14 protein-coding genes are annotated in these 15,781 nt (G+C 48.7%); 12 read left to right on the top strand and 2 right to left on the bottom strand.

Annotated features, from left to right (window positions below; genetic code table 11):
* The first annotated feature begins 61 nt into the window (after positions 1–61).
* From IPJ70_02555 to IPJ70_02545, 3 genes are all read left to right on the top strand, one after another.
* The gene (locus IPJ70_02555) at positions 62–1,885 is read left to right on the top strand and encodes an OmpA family protein (GenBank protein ID QQR82142.1); all 1,824 of its coding nucleotides are present in this window, start codon (positions 62–64) and stop codon (positions 1,883–1,885) included.
* A gap of 250 nt (positions 1,886–2,135) precedes the next feature.
* Entirely contained in the window at positions 2,136–2,927 is a 792-nt protein-coding gene (locus IPJ70_02550; protein ID QQR82141.1) for a nitrate ABC transporter permease, read from the top strand.
* Between the two features lie 2 nt (positions 2,928–2,929).
* A complete protein-coding gene (locus tag IPJ70_02545) occupies positions 2,930–3,763 on the top strand; it encodes an ATP-binding cassette domain-containing protein (protein ID QQR82140.1) in 834 nt (277 codons plus the stop codon).
* A gap of 71 nt (positions 3,764–3,834) precedes the next feature.
* On the opposite strand, the gene IPJ70_02540 is transcribed toward IPJ70_02545, so the two are convergent.
* The gene (locus tag IPJ70_02540; protein QQR82139.1) at positions 3,835–4,116 is read right to left on the bottom strand and encodes a hypothetical protein; all 282 of its coding nucleotides are present in this window, start codon (positions 4,114–4,116) and stop codon (positions 3,835–3,837) included.
* Positions 4,117–4,174: 58 nt separating this feature from the next.
* On the opposite strand from IPJ70_02540, the gene IPJ70_02535 reads away from it, so the two are divergent.
* Positions 4,175–5,041: an MBL fold metallo-hydrolase gene (locus tag IPJ70_02535; GenBank protein QQR82138.1), complete on the top strand. Its 867-nt coding sequence runs from the start codon at positions 4,175–4,177 to the stop codon at positions 5,039–5,041.
* Positions 5,042–5,236: 195 nt separating this feature from the next.
* Entirely contained in the window at positions 5,237–7,936 is a 2,700-nt protein-coding gene (locus tag IPJ70_02530) for a PD40 domain-containing protein (protein ID QQR82137.1), read from the top strand.
* Positions 7,937–8,078: 142 nt separating this feature from the next.
* On the opposite strand, the gene IPJ70_02525 is transcribed toward IPJ70_02530, so the two are convergent.
* Positions 8,079–8,333 (bottom strand): 50S ribosomal protein L28, encoded by a 255-nt coding sequence (locus tag IPJ70_02525; GenBank protein QQR82136.1) that lies wholly within the window; start codon positions 8,331–8,333, stop codon positions 8,079–8,081.
* An 83-nt stretch (positions 8,334–8,416) separates the two neighbouring features.
* Between IPJ70_02525 and IPJ70_02520 the strand changes: the two genes are divergently transcribed.
* From IPJ70_02520 to fusA, 7 genes are all read left to right on the top strand, one after another.
* Positions 8,417–8,806, top strand: a complete 390-nt coding sequence (locus IPJ70_02520; GenBank protein QQR82920.1) for a four helix bundle protein — start codon at positions 8,417–8,419, stop codon at positions 8,804–8,806.
* Between the two features lie 41 nt (positions 8,807–8,847).
* The gene (locus IPJ70_02515) at positions 8,848–9,465 is read left to right on the top strand and encodes a site-2 protease family protein (protein ID QQR82135.1); all 618 of its coding nucleotides are present in this window, start codon (positions 8,848–8,850) and stop codon (positions 9,463–9,465) included.
* A 295-nt stretch (positions 9,466–9,760) separates the two neighbouring features.
* On the top strand, positions 9,761–10,177 hold the full coding sequence (gene rpsL / locus IPJ70_02510) for a 30S ribosomal protein S12 (GenBank protein ID QQR82134.1): 417 nt from the start codon (positions 9,761–9,763) through the stop codon (positions 10,175–10,177).
* A 99-nt stretch (positions 10,178–10,276) separates the two neighbouring features.
* Complete coding sequence (gene rpsG / locus IPJ70_02505) at positions 10,277–10,771, top strand: 30S ribosomal protein S7 (protein QQR82133.1); 495 nt, start codon at positions 10,277–10,279, stop codon at positions 10,769–10,771.
* Between the two features lie 159 nt (positions 10,772–10,930).
* Positions 10,931–11,446 (top strand): hypothetical protein, encoded by a 516-nt coding sequence (locus tag IPJ70_02500; protein QQR82132.1) that lies wholly within the window; start codon positions 10,931–10,933, stop codon positions 11,444–11,446.
* Between the two features lie 145 nt (positions 11,447–11,591).
* Entirely contained in the window at positions 11,592–12,392 is an 801-nt protein-coding gene (locus IPJ70_02495; GenBank protein ID QQR82131.1) for a hypothetical protein, read from the top strand.
* Between the two features lie 153 nt (positions 12,393–12,545).
* Complete coding sequence (fusA, locus tag IPJ70_02490; protein ID QQR82130.1) at positions 12,546–14,690, top strand: elongation factor G; 2,145 nt, start codon at positions 12,546–12,548, stop codon at positions 14,688–14,690.
* The last annotated feature ends 1,091 nt before the right edge of the window (positions 14,691–15,781 follow it).

The raw sequence follows: 15,781 nt of genomic DNA, 5'->3' as shown, positions 1-15,781 counted from the left end.
TTGATCGCGTTGATCGGGTGGCAGTGAACCAACAGAAACAGAGACCAGAAAAGAGGATACAATGAACGGAAACGATCAGCGCAGTTTCTGGGCCCGTCTGGGCCCGCTTCCCAAGCTCGGCATCATCATCGCCGCGTTCTTCGTCGGCTACCTGGGGCTCGATTACTTCGGGCTCATCCCCGGCAGCAATATCATGAAGTCGATCCTGCCCAAGCAGGTCGATCTTCCGACGCTGAGCACCGCCAGTTCGTCGGCGACGCAGGGATTCGTCCCCTCGTCGGCGCCGAGCAACACCCCCGCCCGTATGTCCGGCCCGCAGATGCGGATCGCCGGATGGGCGTGGAGTTCGCAGATGGGTCTTTGGTACGCGATGGGCGGGAACGTCCCCATGGACGGTTCGCTCATGGCGAAGTACGGAAGCAACGTCTACTGGTACCGCCAGGACGACGTGAGCCAGATGCAAGCCGACCTCGTCACCTGTGCGACGGAGATGTCTTCGTCGGGCGGCTCGGAATGTAGCGGTGGCGCAACTCATGTGTCCATCATGTGGGACGGTGCTCCCGCGTTCGTTACGACGGTCAACAATACGCTCGGCCGGCTCGGCTCGGAGTACACGGTGGAATATGTGGGCTCGCTCGGCTACAGCCGCGGCGAGGACAAGTGCATGGGTCTGCCGGAATGGAAGCACAATCCGCAAGCCATGCGTGGCGCGCTTTTCGCTGGTGTCATCACTGACGGTGACTGGAACGTCTGCTTGAAGTTCCAGGGGGACAACGGCGTCATCAACAATCGCGACGAAACGACGTACGATCCGGACGCAGTCAACTGGGTCCGGGCCGCCAGTTACATGGATGCCGCGGAGAAGTACATCACCGGCTACTGCGAAGACCGTCCGGTCGTGAAGAACGGTCGGCGTACGGGTGACGCTAAGCACGTCTGCGTCAACGGTGTTGCAACGTGGACGCCGGGCGATGTGATGGTTGCACAGAAGAAGGGTGGCTTGGTTTCGCTGGCTTCTACCAAGGAGTACAGCAGCCAGATGCCCAACGCAATCATCGGCATCAAGAAGTTCGACACGGCTCACCCTGAGCTCGTCGTGAACTTCCTGCGTGCGGCGCTGGAAGGTGGAGACAACATCAAGTTCAGTCCCGCCGCTCTGGACTTCGCTGCAAAGGTGAGCGCCGACGTCTACCGCGAGGAGACGGCGGCCTACTGGAAGAAGTACTACACCGTCGTGCGCGAGCGCGACAAGAAGGGAATCGAGGTCGAACTTGGCGGAAGTTACGCCAACAACCTCGCCGACAACCTGCGCTTGTTCGGCCTGACCCCTGGTTCGGCGAAGACCGCCAAGCTGGTGTATGAGAACTTCGGTTCGCTGCTTTCGCAGCAGTACCCGAAGGATTTCCCGATGTACACTCCTGTGGATCAGGTGATCAACACCCGGTTCATCGAAGAGCTTCGGGATCGGGTGGGTGTCACAACGACGGCCGATGCGCCGACATTCACGTCATCCACCCGCATTCGTGACGAGGTGTCGCGCAAAGCATGGCAGATCAACTTCGTGAGTGGCTCGGCCCAGTTCACGCCAGATGCACTCGCGAAGCTTCAGCAGTTGCTGAAGGATCTCGTCATCGCCGAAGCGCTAGCCGTGGAGGTTCACGGACACACCGACTCCGATGGAGACGACGAGAGTAACATGCTGCTCTCCGAGCAGCGTGCATTCGCCGTCAAGGAGTGGTTGGAGCACGAAGCTCCTGCCAACTTCCCGAACGGCCGAATTCGCATCCGTGCGTTCGGCGAGACCGAGCCCAAGGCGTCCAACACGACGTCCGAAGGCAAGGCACAGAACCGTCGTGTGGAGATTGTGCTCGGTTCGACGAACTGAGCCCCGTCATCGGGTAAGTAACACCGTTCCATTGTAATACCGTCGCTCGTGCATCGTATGGGTTCAAACCCTCCGGTGCACGGGCATCTTTCAGAGCTCTTGTATTGTGCGAGAGCTTTGAGAAGGTGCCTAATCTCAGACAGATTCTGCACGCGTTCTCGCGTGTTCCTTGATAACTCGTTGCATTACAGAAACAGAATTAGCGCATTCCGCGCTCAGCACACAGCAATCAGAAAGGAGAGTACGACAGATGAAAACCGCACTCGCGCGGCTGTTCACGCCGCACGCCACAGTGCCCAGGAAGGACGCTGCCATCATGGTAGCGTTCCAGGTACTGGTGGCTCTCGGAATCTGGATCGCCTGGCCCATGAAGGTCATTCCCAAGCCGATGGAGGTCATCGGTGCCTTTGGGCACCTATGGATCAGCTACGGTTTGGGTCAGGCGATGAAGGCCAGCTTCGTGACCTGTGTGGAAGCGATTCTCATCGCAACCACATTCTCACTCGGGCTCGGCTACCTTCGTGTCCTGCAATTCTTCAAGCCTGCTGGACAGCTCGTCTCCAAGATGCGCTTCCTCGGGCTCGTCGGACTCAACTTCATCTTCACCCTTCTCACGGGGGGTGGACACCTGCTCAAGCTCACGGTTCTCGTGTTTGGTTTGTCTGTTTTCATGGTTCCGAGCATTCTGTCAATCGTCGATTCAGTGACGAAAGACGAGCTCGACCATGCGCGGACACTCCGCATGGGACCGTGGCGAACAGTCTTCGAAGTCATCGTGCTCGGCAAGGCCGACTTGGTGCTCGAGGCCATACGGCAGAACGCGGCAATCGCGTGGATGATGTTGACGGTAGTGGAAGGACTGGTGCGATCGGAGGGTGGCGTCGGGGCATTGCTGCTTACACAGAGCAAGTTCCTCAAGTTGCCTGAGATCTACGCAATCCAGTTTTCCATCCTCTGTATCGGATTGTTGTTCGATCAGGTGCAGGTGATGTTCAAACGCGCGGTCTGCCCGTGGTCCCAATTGGGACTGGAGAAGAGGTAGCCATGATTCCCACCTACACGTTCGGCGAGATCCTTCTTCACATCGACGGTGTCGGCTTCACCCCAGAAGGGATGGATGTTCCGATTCTCCGCGACGTGACGACGGCTGTCTACAACATCAAGCAGGAAGGTTTCGTTCGCGGGCAGGTTGTCGCACTTCTCGGCCCCTCGGGCGTCGGCAAGACGACACTCTTCCGCATCATGGCGGGCCTTCTCCATCCAACTGTAGGACAGGTCGTTCTCAACGGAACCGGCATTCCCGTTTCGGCGGGACAAGTTGGTGTGGTGTCTCAGGACTACCGTGTTCTGATGCACCGGACAGTGCTCGGCAACCTTGTTGTGGCGGGGAAACAAGCTGGCCTTAACGACCAGCAGTCCCTGGTGAAAGCCAAAGGTCTGCTCGAGAAGTTCGGTCTCACCGAGCACTCGGGGAAGTACCCCAAGCAGCTTTCTGGCGGCCAGCGCCAGCGTGTTGCCATCGCTCAACAGTTGATGTGTTCAGAACACTTTCTTCTGATGGACGAGCCGTTCTCGGGACTCGACCCTCTCGTGAAGAACCGTGTCTGTGATCTCATCATGGAGGTTTCCTCCATGAATGAGCTCAACACCACCATCGTCGTGTCGCACGACATCACGGCAGCAGCGAAGATCGCGGACACGATTTGGCTGATGGGTCGTGATCGCAATCCAACGACCGGCGACATCGTTCCCGGTGCCTACATCAAGGAGACGTTCAACTTGGTGGACATGGGGATTGCGTGGGAAGCCGACATCCAGAAGAAGCCCGAGTTCCACCAGTTCGTCAACGATCTGACGGAGAAGTTTGCCCAGCTCTGAGACGAATGCAACGAGACGCCCAGCGCGGCTGACATCAACCCTTCGGGGAAGATGGAAGCCGCGTTTTTCTTTTACCAAAAAAGTGTAATGTAGTATGCAATTAAAAAGAGGGAGCACAATAATCCAACCCAACTGAAAATAATACGACCAGCATCCGTCATTTTTTCTAAAAATGTTTCTGTGTTTTTATTTTGCATGTAGTCGTCCATGATGAGATACATTGCACCGAAGACAATCCAGTTTATTCCCATTTCGAAATTTGTTTGAAAGAGATTTAAAACTCCACTTACGACAAGAAGAAGTCCAGTTATGAGATTGAGAAGTTCAGTTTTTATTCCAAAAAAATTGTTCATAAAAACAGTGTAACGCTGTTTTAACTAAAATTCATCAAGACGCGTATATACTACCTACATGCGTTCATGGAAACTGTATATGTTTGCACTTGGACTTCTCGTGTTTATAGCGGGAAGTATTTGGTATGTTGCGCGTCAATTTGAACGCGAGAGTGTTTTAACTGTTGCATTTTTAGATGTGGGACAGGGAGACTCTATATTGATTGTTAGTCCATCAGGAAAACAAATGCTCGTTGATGGAGGTCCTGACAAACGTGTCATACAAAAACTTTCAGACGTGATGCCGTTTTTTGATAGAAGTATAGATGTGGTCCTCAATACACACCCAGATAAAGATCACATCGGGGGACTGCCTGAAGTGTTGCGACGGTATGATGTATCGTACGTTATGGATCCTGGTGTGAAGTCGGACAGTGGAACGTACGGATACTACACACAACTTGTTGAGCAAGAAGTACAAAAGGGTGGAACGTATATTGAAGCGCGTCGTGGGCAAACTGTTAATTTTCAAGATGGTGCATATGTGCGCATTTTGTATCCGGATCGCGACATGAACGGTGTAAAAAATGATAATAATGCATCTGTTGTGTTGCAGGTTGTGTACGGAAGTACTACGGTGATGTTGACAGGGGATGCGCCTCAGGGTGTTGAAAAATATGTTGTGTCACTTGATGGAGCAACGCTCAAAAGCAACATTTTGAAAGCAGGACACCATGGTTCGCGTACTTCGAGTGCGCCAGAATTTGTCCGGGTGGTCTCACCAATGTATGCCATTATTTCAGCAGGAAAGAACAATCAGTACAATCATCCACACAAAGAGGTGATGGATTTGTTCGCTTCCTCAAGTATCCAAACGTTCGCCACGTACGATCTTGGTACGATTATGTTTGAGAGTGATGGCACAACTATTAAAAATAGAAAGTAGCGGCCTGTTAGGGGTGAGGTGTGTAGTAAATAAAAACACCCAGCTCTGTGCCGAGTGTTTTTGTATGTGGGTGAGTAAAACCATGAAAAAATAAAAACCTGATATACTGAAGCGATAGGTATGATACATGTAGGTGTTATGTTTTTTATTTATTTACTGTCGCTTCAAAATAGGTGGCATGGCAAAAACATTCATATGATACAAAAAATAATTACAACAGTACTTATATCGTTTGTAGTACCGCTGTGTGTATACGCACGAACCGTTGAGCATGTGAGTGTGCCGACATCAACATTCACCGTTTTGGGGGCGGAAGGTAATGCATCTTCTGTAAACAGAGCGCATTTCTCGATTTCATCTGATGGCCGATATGTTGCATTTGAGTCAGATGCAACAAATCTTGTCGCTGGCGATACAAATGGAGCGACTGATGTGTTCGTGTATGACCGCATGCTCAATGCTATTGAACGAGTGAGTGTTGCTACTGACGGTACTCAAGGTGATGACGCATCTGACAAGCCGTTTATTTCTTCAGATGGTAGATATGTGGCATTTCAATCGGATGCAACAAATCTCGTTGCTGGTGATACAAATTTGGTACAAGATATTTTTGTGTATGACAGAGCACTTGATACGATTGAGCGGGTAAGTATTGATGCTCTTGGAAATGAAAGTGATGGTTCTTCTCGGGATGCTTCTATTTCAGATGACGGGCAATACGTTGCATTCAATTCTGGTGGGGCAAATCTTGTTGCCGACGATACAAATGGCGTAACAGACGTGTTTGTGTATGACCGCACGCTCGATACTATTGAGCGCGTGAGTGTGGATAGTGAGGGTGTTGAAGGAAATTTTGCATCAAACGAACCATCCATTTCTTCAGACGGTCGCTATGTCGCATTTGATTCAGGGGCAACAAATCTTGTTGGTGGGGATACAGGTGTTGCGGATGATATTTTTGTCTATGACAGAACCTTCGATATCATCGAGCGTGTGAGTGTGGATAGTGATGGTCTGGAAAGTGATGGCTCATCACGAGACCCTGCTATTTCTGGTGATGGGCGATATGTTGCGTTTGACTCGGAGGCAACAAATCTTGTCGCTGGTGATACAAATGGAGCGACTGATGTGTTCGTGTATGACCGCACGCTTGATACGGTTGAGCGGATGAGTGTTGATAGTGAGAGTGTGGAGGGGGATAGTCATTCAAGTAATGCCTCTATTTCAGATGATGGACGGTATGTGGTGTTTGATTCTGAAGCAAGTAATTTGGTGGCGGGTGATACAAATGCTGTTGCGGATATCTTTGTGCACGATCAATTATCTGGAGTCACGGAACGTGTTAGTGTGAGTGCCGCGTCAGTTGAGGGTACTGGTGCGTCTGAGTATCCAACTATTTCAGATGATGGGCGATATGTTGCGTTTAATTCTTCAGCAACAAATCTTGTCACTGGGGATACTAATGGATTTGCTGATAGATTTGTGTACGATCGTACGCTTGAAACAATTGAGCTTATCAGTCGTGCGTCGGACACGCCTTCGGGGAGTGAAGGGGACGCTCGTTCGATAATGTCTGTCGTTTCTTCAGATGGCCGATATGTTGCGTTTGAGTCAGATGCAACAAATCTTGTTGCCGACGATACAAATGGCGTAACAGACGTGTTTGTGTATGACCGCACGCTCGACACTATTGAGCGTGTGAGTGTGGATGATGAGGGTGCCGAAGGCAATGGAGCTTCAAAAAATCCATCCATTTCTTCAGATGGTCGATATGTTGCTTTTTATTCTGGGGCAAGTAACTTTGTTGTCGGTGATACAAATAGTAAGGATGATATGTTTGTGTACGATCGTAACGCAGATGTTATCGAACGAGTGAGTTTGAGTAGCGAAGGTGCAGAAAATAGTGAACATGTAGTAGGGGGCACCATTTCTGGGAACGGACAGTATGTTTTATTTCAAACAAGTGGGCTTTTGACGGCGGAAACAACCCGGGGATACAATCATGTTTTTTTGTACGATAGAGATGCTGAGACTCTTGAGCTTATTGATAAAACAAGTGGTGGTGTCGAAGGGGATTCGAATGCTGGAGCATCTGATATATCTGACGATGGTCGATACGTGCTGTTTTCTTCGAGTGCAACAAATCTCATTGAAGGGGATACAAACAGTTCCATGGATGTATTTGTCTACGATCGCACACTCAATACTATTGAACGAGTGAGTGTAGATGAGGCGGGGTTAGAAGCAGATGAGGATTCATACGAAGGGATTATTTCATCAACGGGTCGGTATGCCGTCTTTGTATCCAACGCAACAAATCTTGTTGCGGGTGATACAAATGCTCAAGGAGATCTTTTTGTGTATGATAGAACACTTGATACGATTGAACGAGTGAGCGTTTCTACTGCAGGAGAAGAATCGTTGGCTCAACCTTGTGAGGAAGAGGTGGCTTCATGTTTTTCAATATCAACAGATGGACGGTACGTGGTGTTTGATTCAAGGGGGGTGCTCACTCCAGATGACACTGATAGTGAGCGGACGGATGTGTTCCTTCGTGATCGTACACAAAACACAACAACGCTTATTAATGTAAATGATGCAGGGAATGAAGTTTCAGAGTATTCGGCGAATCCTTTTATTTCTGATGATGGAAATGTCATTTCATTTACGTCGTTTGCAACAGATCTTGTTGCTGGCGATACGAATGAAGTCGAAGATATTTTTGTGGTTGATATAACTCCGAACGAAGTGGCTGTTGAGGAAGCGATTACTGGAGGTGGTGCATCTGGGCGAGCACGAATAGCCACTAATACTAATGTGTTTCTCATTCAACTCCAAACACAACTTATTGAACTCCTGAAACAACTTTTGGCTGAATTGATGAAAGGAAGATAGCTGCATAGTATGTGGTATCTGGAATGTGGGAGGAGAAAAATCAAACACTAAAGAAGTAGAAAATAGCGTGCTCTGCTGGAGGGTGGGGATATGTAGTAACTAAAAACCCTCGGCATTGTGCCGAGGGTTTTTAGTATTGAATCTATTTGAGAGCGCCGACTTTCTTGAGGGCTGAATATGCGCCATTCTTACGAATTGTTTTCATGCCGCGGTTTGAGACAACAACATGAACGCTTTTTCCGAGTTCAGGAATAAAAAGCTTGCGCTTCTGTAAGTTGGCCTTTCGGCGCTTCTTACCTCGTTTTACGCCAGGGTTAAACTGCGTCGCGCGCGTTCTATTACTGTAGCGACCAGCGGTGAGTGTTGTTGCTCCTGTTATAACGCATTCTTTGGTCATATATATAACTTTATCGAAACTTGATACTAGCACAGTAAAATATGCTAGTCAAAGCTCAAAATCAAAAGCACAAAGCTCAAAAAATGACAAATGAAGATCAACAAGAAAGGAAAATATTTGATTTAGAAGAACGGAGCAGGACATTTGCAATGAATGTCCGACATTTTACGTCCATTCTTCAGAAAACCCAGGCCACTATTGAGGATTGTAAACAACTCATTAGGTCGTCGGGATCAGTGGGGGCTAATTATATTGAGGCAAATGAGTGTTTAAGTCGCAGGGATTTTGTGCATCGCATACGAATTTGCCGTAAAGAAGCGCGAGAAAGTGCTTATTGGCTTAGTCTTATTTCGGTACACACCGAAGAAATCGAACGTGTTCGTAAACGTTTGTACGGTGAGTCATTGGAACTTGCCCGAATATTTAGTACTATCATGTGGAACACTGAAGCCAAAATAAAATCTTCTAAATAATTTTTTGGATTTTGTACTTTGAGCTTTGTGCTTTCCTCATCATGCCCGATATCGCAACAACCGCCATTGTCATTGCCATTGTTATGCTTTCCGTCGTCTTACACGAGGTTGCGCACGGCTATGCTGCAAACGCGCTGGGTGATCCAACGGCTCGACTTGCTGGACGTCTGACACTCAACCCAATTTCTCACTTGGACATGATAGGTTCCATTATTGTTCCGGCCATTACATGGTTGTCAGGGGGATTTATTTTTGGATGGGCAAAACCAGTGCCGTACAATCCATACAATTTACGCCCGGGGAAGTGGAGCGAGGCGTACGTTGCGCTTGCTGGTCCCGGTACCAATCTTCTTTTGGCACTTATTTTCGGTTTCCTTATTCGCTTCGCAGGAGGCGTGCTTCCTGAAGGGGTTCTTTCTATTGCCGTTCTTATTGTAGTGACAAATATTGCCCTTATGGTATTTAACCTTATTCCTGTTCCACCACTCGATGGCTCGAAGGTCTTGATGGCGGCGCTTCCTTTACGGTATGCCGCACGTCTGCAAAGTATGGATAGATATGGTTTTATCTTTGTCTTTATTGTTGTTCTTGTTGGGTGGAAGTTTATTGCCCCTCTTGTAAGCGTCCTTTTTACCCTCATTACTGGTATTTCCTTTTAAGTCAGGTAAGGGCTCGATGGGGATTGCGATTCGACCCTGCTACGCAGGGACAAATTGGGAACTTGCACGAGAGGCTTTTCTATAGTATTCTCTTGAAAGCCGCGTTTGCGGATTTTTCTTAGAGTTGTTGTCGCAGGGCGACGTACAACTCTTAGACCCAGCACTTAGTTATCAGATACCTACGCGTGTTGGTAAGTCGGGTAGAAGCCCATAGCGGATGAAGAAAAACGGTTCTCAGCACTAAGTGCTGGGTGACGATTTTTAAAACTCACTTCGTTCGCTAAAAAAATCAATCATGTCGACAATCAACCAGCTTATTCGAAAAAATCGAAAGAAGTCAGCTCGCAAAACAAAGACGACCGCCCTTGGTCGTGGTTTTAACACACTCGAAAACCGACCTTCACGATACCCATCTCCATTTAAGCGTGGTGTGTGTACGCAGGTGAAGACAACAACTCCAAAGAAGCCAAACTCAGCTATCCGAAAAATTGCTCGTGTACGATTGACGAACGGTCAAGAAGTTACGGCGTACATTCCAGGAATGGGACACAAGTTGCAGGAACACTCAGTGGTACTTTTGCGCGGCGGTCGTGTAAAAGACATTGGAGTTCGTTACACAATCGTTCGTGGAACATTTGATGCTGAAGGAGTAGACAAACGAAGAAAGGGACGAAGTCATTACGGGGCGAAGCGTCCAAAGGCAGCGAAGTAAGCACAAAATCTAAAGCACAAAGCTCAAAGAACTTTAAATTATAAACATCAAACATTTTTTAGATTTTAAATTTTGAACTTTGAATTTTAACTCATCATTATGCGTCGTAAACTTAAAGAACGAGAAAAACACCCAATGCTTCCAGACCGAGTCTACCACTCAGTTACGGTAAGTAAGCTTATTGCGCATGTGATTAAGCACGGTAAAAAGAGCGTTGCACAAAAATTGGTGTACGATGCCCTCGATATTTTAAAGACAAAGAACAACGTCGAAGATCCTGCTGCATTTTTGGAACAGACCATTCAGAGTGTTGCACCAACAATGGAAGTTCGCTCACGACGTGTGGGAGGTGCCAACTATCAGGTGCCACATCCAGTTCGTCCAGAACGACAGCTCGCACTCGCACTCCGATGGCTCCTTGAAGGTGCTCGCGCAAAGAAGGGTGCAGATTTTGCAACACGACTCGCAGGAGAATTGCTTGCCGCAAGTAAAGGAGAGGGAGGTGCTATGGCAAAGCGTGACAACGTGCACAAGATGGCGGAGGCCAACAAAGCATTTGCTCACTTCGCACTTGCGAGACCAAAGAAGAAATAAGTGGAATTTTAATTAAGCCGTCAAAAACAAGCAAAAGACACGTCCCAAGGCGTGTTTTTTCCTTGGGTACGTTGACTGATTGTTTTCAAAAGAGTAGTGTGCATTAAGAAAAAATCGTTCACCCAACCCAACACAAACAACTCACAGGGGGAAACACACATGAATGTGCGCGGTTCACTGCTTGTTCTCATGACCGTTGTTGGCCAGTACTCCGATTGCGGGGAGGTCACACAATACGCTTCGGTTACCGCAATTGTTCAGGAGGTGCGGGTGCTTGCCGAAGAAAAAGTAACACCATCTGGCGCCGGTGGTGATGCGATTGGTGGTGCCATCATTGGTTCGTTTGTTGGCATGCCGACACTTGGGGCAATTGCAGGCGCAGCAGGTGCAGATGGAACGTCGGTCGTTGTTATGAAGATTACTGGATGCAAGCTTATCGTACGTCCGGAAAAAGGGAAGATTCAATTCAGTAGACCTTTGATGCTGTCGGGAAGCCCTCTGGAGTTTACGGCCATCAGAAACTCATTGCCTATGAACGAGGGAGCGGTTGATGTGTGTGCGCTTACCCGTGCGGGTGATCGTGTGACCGTGGACATCTTTCAGAGCAGGGAGGGAAATGGGGGCGAAATCAACGAATTTCGTTGGAAGGGTGTCATTGGTGGGTACGTTCCGTAAGGAATAGGTTCTTTTAGTTCTGGCCGTGCGGGCGTACCCGCACGGCCTTTCTGTTTTCTTGACTTCCGTTTACTTTTGCGGAGAATTGGCAACGGATCATCTGTTGCCCTAATTGAGCGGGCGACCAACGAGAAAGGAGTGATCCATGCCGAGACAGTTAGCGGTAATCACGTCGTGGGGGCAGTTTCAGGAGCGGTGGAAGAACACTGCTTCGGAAGCCGAGGCAATCGGGCTGCTGTACGCTCTTCGTAAGGTGCTCCCGGGGAGCATGAGGACGCCAGATGAGGTTCGCCTGTTCTGTGAGCAAGTGACATTTCTTCTAGATGTTCCTCATGAGGAAGGTGAAGGCGACGTTGCGGACAATGCGATGCAGGTTTTCGCGACGGAGCGCTTTCTGGGAGACGTATCCGTGGCTGTCCACGTGTCGCCAGAGGATGCGTTCTCCACCTACTACAAGGTGCTCGCATTCCTTTCCACTGGTGCTGGGTGTCTGAAGCGTCCGCCCTATCCGGAGCGGATTCAGCGTTCTTTGTCCAGACTCTGGCATATCTGGAGGGAAGTGGCTTCCCAGATCTCATTGCCTGTCCGCGAGGGCATGGCGGAGAAGATGTGGCCGAAGTCGTATGTGGATCCGCTTCCGCTCCTGTTTGCAATGTCGGTGTGGGGAGCGGCGGATCTCATCATGGCTCCCTTGCTTCCGGGTGTACGCAAGGACACGCTTTCTCGGAAGCGGGAGGCACAACTTCTTCTCCCCGCCATGGAGGACATTCTTGATACGCTCTTCGGGAACACGAAGGAGCGTGTTCTCCTGGCGTCTCTCAGTGAGGCGAAGAAGGGGAACCGGACGCCACGAGATCTTTCAGACGAGGATAAGCGAGCTCTCTGCAAGAGAATCGCCGGTCGGGCGCTTCTGCGCTGCCGACAGGCAGCGCAGATGAACGAGTGACGTTCTTTTTTCGGTCGCGCAGATACCTCTGCGCGACCTTTTTGTGTGTGTTGTTAAAGCACACTTTTATGCTATAGTGGTTTTGCCCGTGGGGGCGTTTTTATATCGTTTTTTATCCTTATTTCCAGTATCTAATATCAAGTATCTAATTATATGGAACGAGACTATCCACTAGAGAAAGTACGCAACTTCGGTATCGTGGCACACATTGACGCGGGAAAGACAACTGTTTCCGAACGCGTGCTTTTTTATACAGGAGTGTCTCACAAAATTGGTGAAGTGCACGAAGGAGACACCGTCATGGACTGGATGGAGCAGGAACGTGAGCGTGGTATTACGATTACTGCTGCTGCAACGACGTGTTTTTGGACACCTTCATACGACGCAAAAAATACAGAACTCAAACACCGATTCAATCTCATTGATACCCCAGGACACATCGACTTTACAATTGAAGTGAAACGATCACTCCGTGTGCTCGACGGTGCTGTTGTGGTATTCGATGGTGTGTCAGGAGTTGAACCACAATCAGAAACAAACTGGCGCTACGCAGAAGAAGGAAAAGTGCCTCGTATGTGTTTCATCAACAAACTCGATCGTACTGGTGCATCATTTGAGCGTTCATACGCATCTATCCTCGATCGACTCACACCGAACGCAGTTCGCATGCAAATTCCAATTGGTGAAGAAGACAAACATGAAGGTGTTGTTGATTTGCTCACCATGCGTGCATTTTACTTTGAAGGAGACAAGGGTAGTGTCATTCGACAAGACGATGTTCCTGAGCATTTGAAAGCAGAAGCTGAAAAGCACCGCCACACACTTATTGAAAAAATTGTTGAGCAAGACGAAGCGGCAATGAATATGTACTTGGAAGGGAAGGAGCCGTCATACGCGGAGCTTAAAGCAATTTTGCGCAAGGCGGTTATCGCAAACCTTATTATTCCTGTGTTCACAGGTTCTGCGCTCAAGAACAAAGGTGTGCAACTCGTGCTCGATGCAGTTATTGATTACCTTCCATCACCACTTGATATTCCTCCAGCAAAGGGAATTGACCCAAATACCAACGAAGAAATTATTCGTCACGCATCCGATGAGGAACCATTTGCAGCGCTCGCATTCAAAGTGCAGGCGGATCCATTTATTGGTCAGCTTACATTCTTCCGTGTGTACTCAGGTTCTCTTGAAGCCGGCTCGTATGTGTACAATGCAACAAAGGAAACGAAAGAGCGTGTGGGACGTATTGTGCGTTTGCACGCCAACGATCGAGAAGAAGTAAAGAAGGTGTTTGCGGGAGAAATTGCAGCAGCGGTAGGTCTCAAGGATACAAAAACATCTGACACACTGTGTGATGAGGCACACCCAATTATTCTTGAACGAATTAAAATTCCTGAACCAGTTATTTCTCTTCGTATTGAACCAAAGACAAAGGCAGACCAAGAAAAACTTGGTATGGCACTCAAGCGACTTTCAGACGAAGACCCAACATTCCGCGTGACGTCAGATCCTGAAACACTCGAAACCATTATCGCCGGCATGGGTGAATTGCACCTTGAAGTGCTCGTTGAACGTATGCGTCGTGAATTTTCAGTTGATGCAAACGTTGGTAAGCCACAAGTGGCATACCGCGAAACAATTCTCGGTGAAGCAGATGTTGAAAACAAGTACATCAAACAAACTGGTGGTAAGGGACAGTATGGTCACGTGAAGATCAAGGTGAAGCAGATGGATACATCTATCAAAGATGAAGATTTGCCAAAGAACACAAAGAGAGACGAAGGACTCGAATTTATCAACAGTATCAAGGGAGGTGTTATTCCACAAGAATTTATTCCTGCTGTGCAGAAAGGACTTCGTGAAGCGATGGATCGTGGTATTCTCGCGGGGTACCGCATGGTGAATGTGTCTGTTGAACTCTACGATGGTTCGTACCACGACGTGGACTCATCTGAAATTGCGTTCAAGATTGCAGCGTCACAAGCATTGCAAGAGGCAACACGAAAAGCTCGCCCAGTGCTCCTTGAGCCGATTATGAAAATTGAAGTGGTTATTCCTGAACAGTTCATGGGTGACATCACCGGAAATCTTTCATCAAAGCGCGGACAAATTGAAGGAATGGAAGACCGCGGTCAACTCAAGGTGGTGCGTGCATTTGTGCCACTTTCAGAAATGTTTGGATACACCACACAGCTCCGTTCGATGACAGAAGGACGAGGAAACTCAACGATGGAATTTGATCACTACGAAGTGGTTCCAGAGAACGTTGCAAAAACAATCATTGAACAGCGAAGTAAATAGATTGCCTAGAGTTTAAAAAGAAAACCGCTTAGTGACGGTTTTCTTTTTATTATTGACACAAAAGATTGTTTTGGTGGTATCGAATGTAGGTGTACATGCCCCCAGTTTTCTAATGTGTCTCTTGACCTTTCGTAATCGTGCGAAGGTCAACTCAGCGGACAAGGGGTCCGCCAAGGAGAGAGATGAGGAACAAGAAACTCTTGGCTCGTTCCACACACACGCCACCGCACTTCACGGCGGACGAGACGCACTACCAAGGGCGGTTCCACGGAGTGGAACCGCCCTTTCCTTGCCAGAGAGTGTTACAAGGGTTGTTGGTGAAATAGTATTGTATCTCTACTTGGTGCATTTGACTTTTTTCATCCATCATTATAGTAGTGTTAGTTGGTCTTTCTAATACCCATAACACACTTCTCTTCGTGGACCAGCGTTGGTCCACGATGTGTATACAACGACACAGAAAGGAGGTCGGGAAAACGTGAGGAAGCTGGCTCTGATCGTGATGCTTTGCTGCGTCGCCTTCGCCGGTGCCGCGCGTGCGGATCCGGCGACTCAGGTGAAGGACGTCACCAGCGTGTTCATCGGTGACAGGGCGGTCTCGACGCTCGGTCCGAGCGTCGAGAAACATTTGACCAACGTCAACCTCCGTTGGGCTATCGATACCGGCAGTTGAAGTGGGGAGTGTCTGTTGTAGGTACGCAATGGGCACTCCCAAACAGGTGAGTACCAAAAAAAAGAGGTACGTTATGTTTCAAGGCCCCGAATCCGTTCTGGATTCGGGGCTTTCCTCATGCTTGACTAGCATAATATATTTTTGTATTGTCCCCTTTAGGACTTGTTCTCGAACATCATAAAATCCTTTCAAAGGAGGTGATCCTATCGAGTAGTATACACCATACACGGAGGTGACGGCGTTGGTGGGTGTTGCTTCAGCAACACCCACCAATGTATTCTCTTTTTTTAAAAAAGGAGTCCATCGATGAAAGAATACCTGCAAGAGTTTGGTGTGCTTCTCAAGCTCTTCGCGCTCGTGACATTGTTTTTCGTGTACGCAATCGTTGTCGGAACGCCCGCGCGTATTCGACACTCGC

It is taken from the genome of Candidatus Campbellbacteria bacterium (assembly GCA_016699465.1).
In the GTDB taxonomy this organism is placed as follows: domain Bacteria; phylum Patescibacteriota; class Minisyncoccia; order Phycocordibacterales; family EsbW-18; genus EsbW-18.
This window is presented reverse-complemented; position numbering and strand designations above follow the sequence as displayed.

Excerpts from the sequence above, each read along its gene's own strand:
- IPJ70_02545 (QQR82140.1), top strand. The coding sequence starts at position 2,930 with ATGATTCCCACCTACACGTTCGGCGAGATCCTTCTTCACATCGACGGT.
- rpsG (QQR82133.1), top strand. The coding sequence starts at position 10,277 with ATGCGTCGTAAACTTAAAGAACGAGAAAAACACCCAATGCTTCCAGAC.
- IPJ70_02520 (QQR82920.1), top strand. The coding sequence starts at position 8,417 with ATGACAAATGAAGATCAACAAGAAAGGAAAATATTTGATTTAGAAGAA.
- IPJ70_02500 (QQR82132.1), top strand. The coding sequence starts at position 10,931 with ATGAATGTGCGCGGTTCACTGCTTGTTCTCATGACCGTTGTTGGCCAG.
- IPJ70_02495 (QQR82131.1), top strand. The coding sequence starts at position 11,592 with ATGCCGAGACAGTTAGCGGTAATCACGTCGTGGGGGCAGTTTCAGGAG.
- IPJ70_02530 (QQR82137.1), top strand. The coding sequence starts at position 5,237 with ATGATACAAAAAATAATTACAACAGTACTTATATCGTTTGTAGTACCG.
- IPJ70_02550 (QQR82141.1), top strand. The coding sequence starts at position 2,136 with ATGAAAACCGCACTCGCGCGGCTGTTCACGCCGCACGCCACAGTGCCC.
- IPJ70_02535 (QQR82138.1), top strand. The coding sequence starts at position 4,175 with ATGCGTTCATGGAAACTGTATATGTTTGCACTTGGACTTCTCGTGTTT.
- rpsL (QQR82134.1), top strand. The coding sequence starts at position 9,761 with ATGTCGACAATCAACCAGCTTATTCGAAAAAATCGAAAGAAGTCAGCT.
- IPJ70_02515 (QQR82135.1), top strand. The coding sequence starts at position 8,848 with ATGCCCGATATCGCAACAACCGCCATTGTCATTGCCATTGTTATGCTT.
- fusA (QQR82130.1), top strand. The coding sequence starts at position 12,546 with ATGGAACGAGACTATCCACTAGAGAAAGTACGCAACTTCGGTATCGTG.
- IPJ70_02525 (QQR82136.1), bottom strand. The coding sequence starts at position 8,333 with ATGACCAAAGAATGCGTTATAACAGGAGCAACAACACTCACCGCTGGT.
- IPJ70_02555 (QQR82142.1), top strand. The coding sequence starts at position 62 with ATGAACGGAAACGATCAGCGCAGTTTCTGGGCCCGTCTGGGCCCGCTT.
- IPJ70_02540 (QQR82139.1), bottom strand. The coding sequence starts at position 4,116 with ATGAACAATTTTTTTGGAATAAAAACTGAACTTCTCAATCTCATAACT.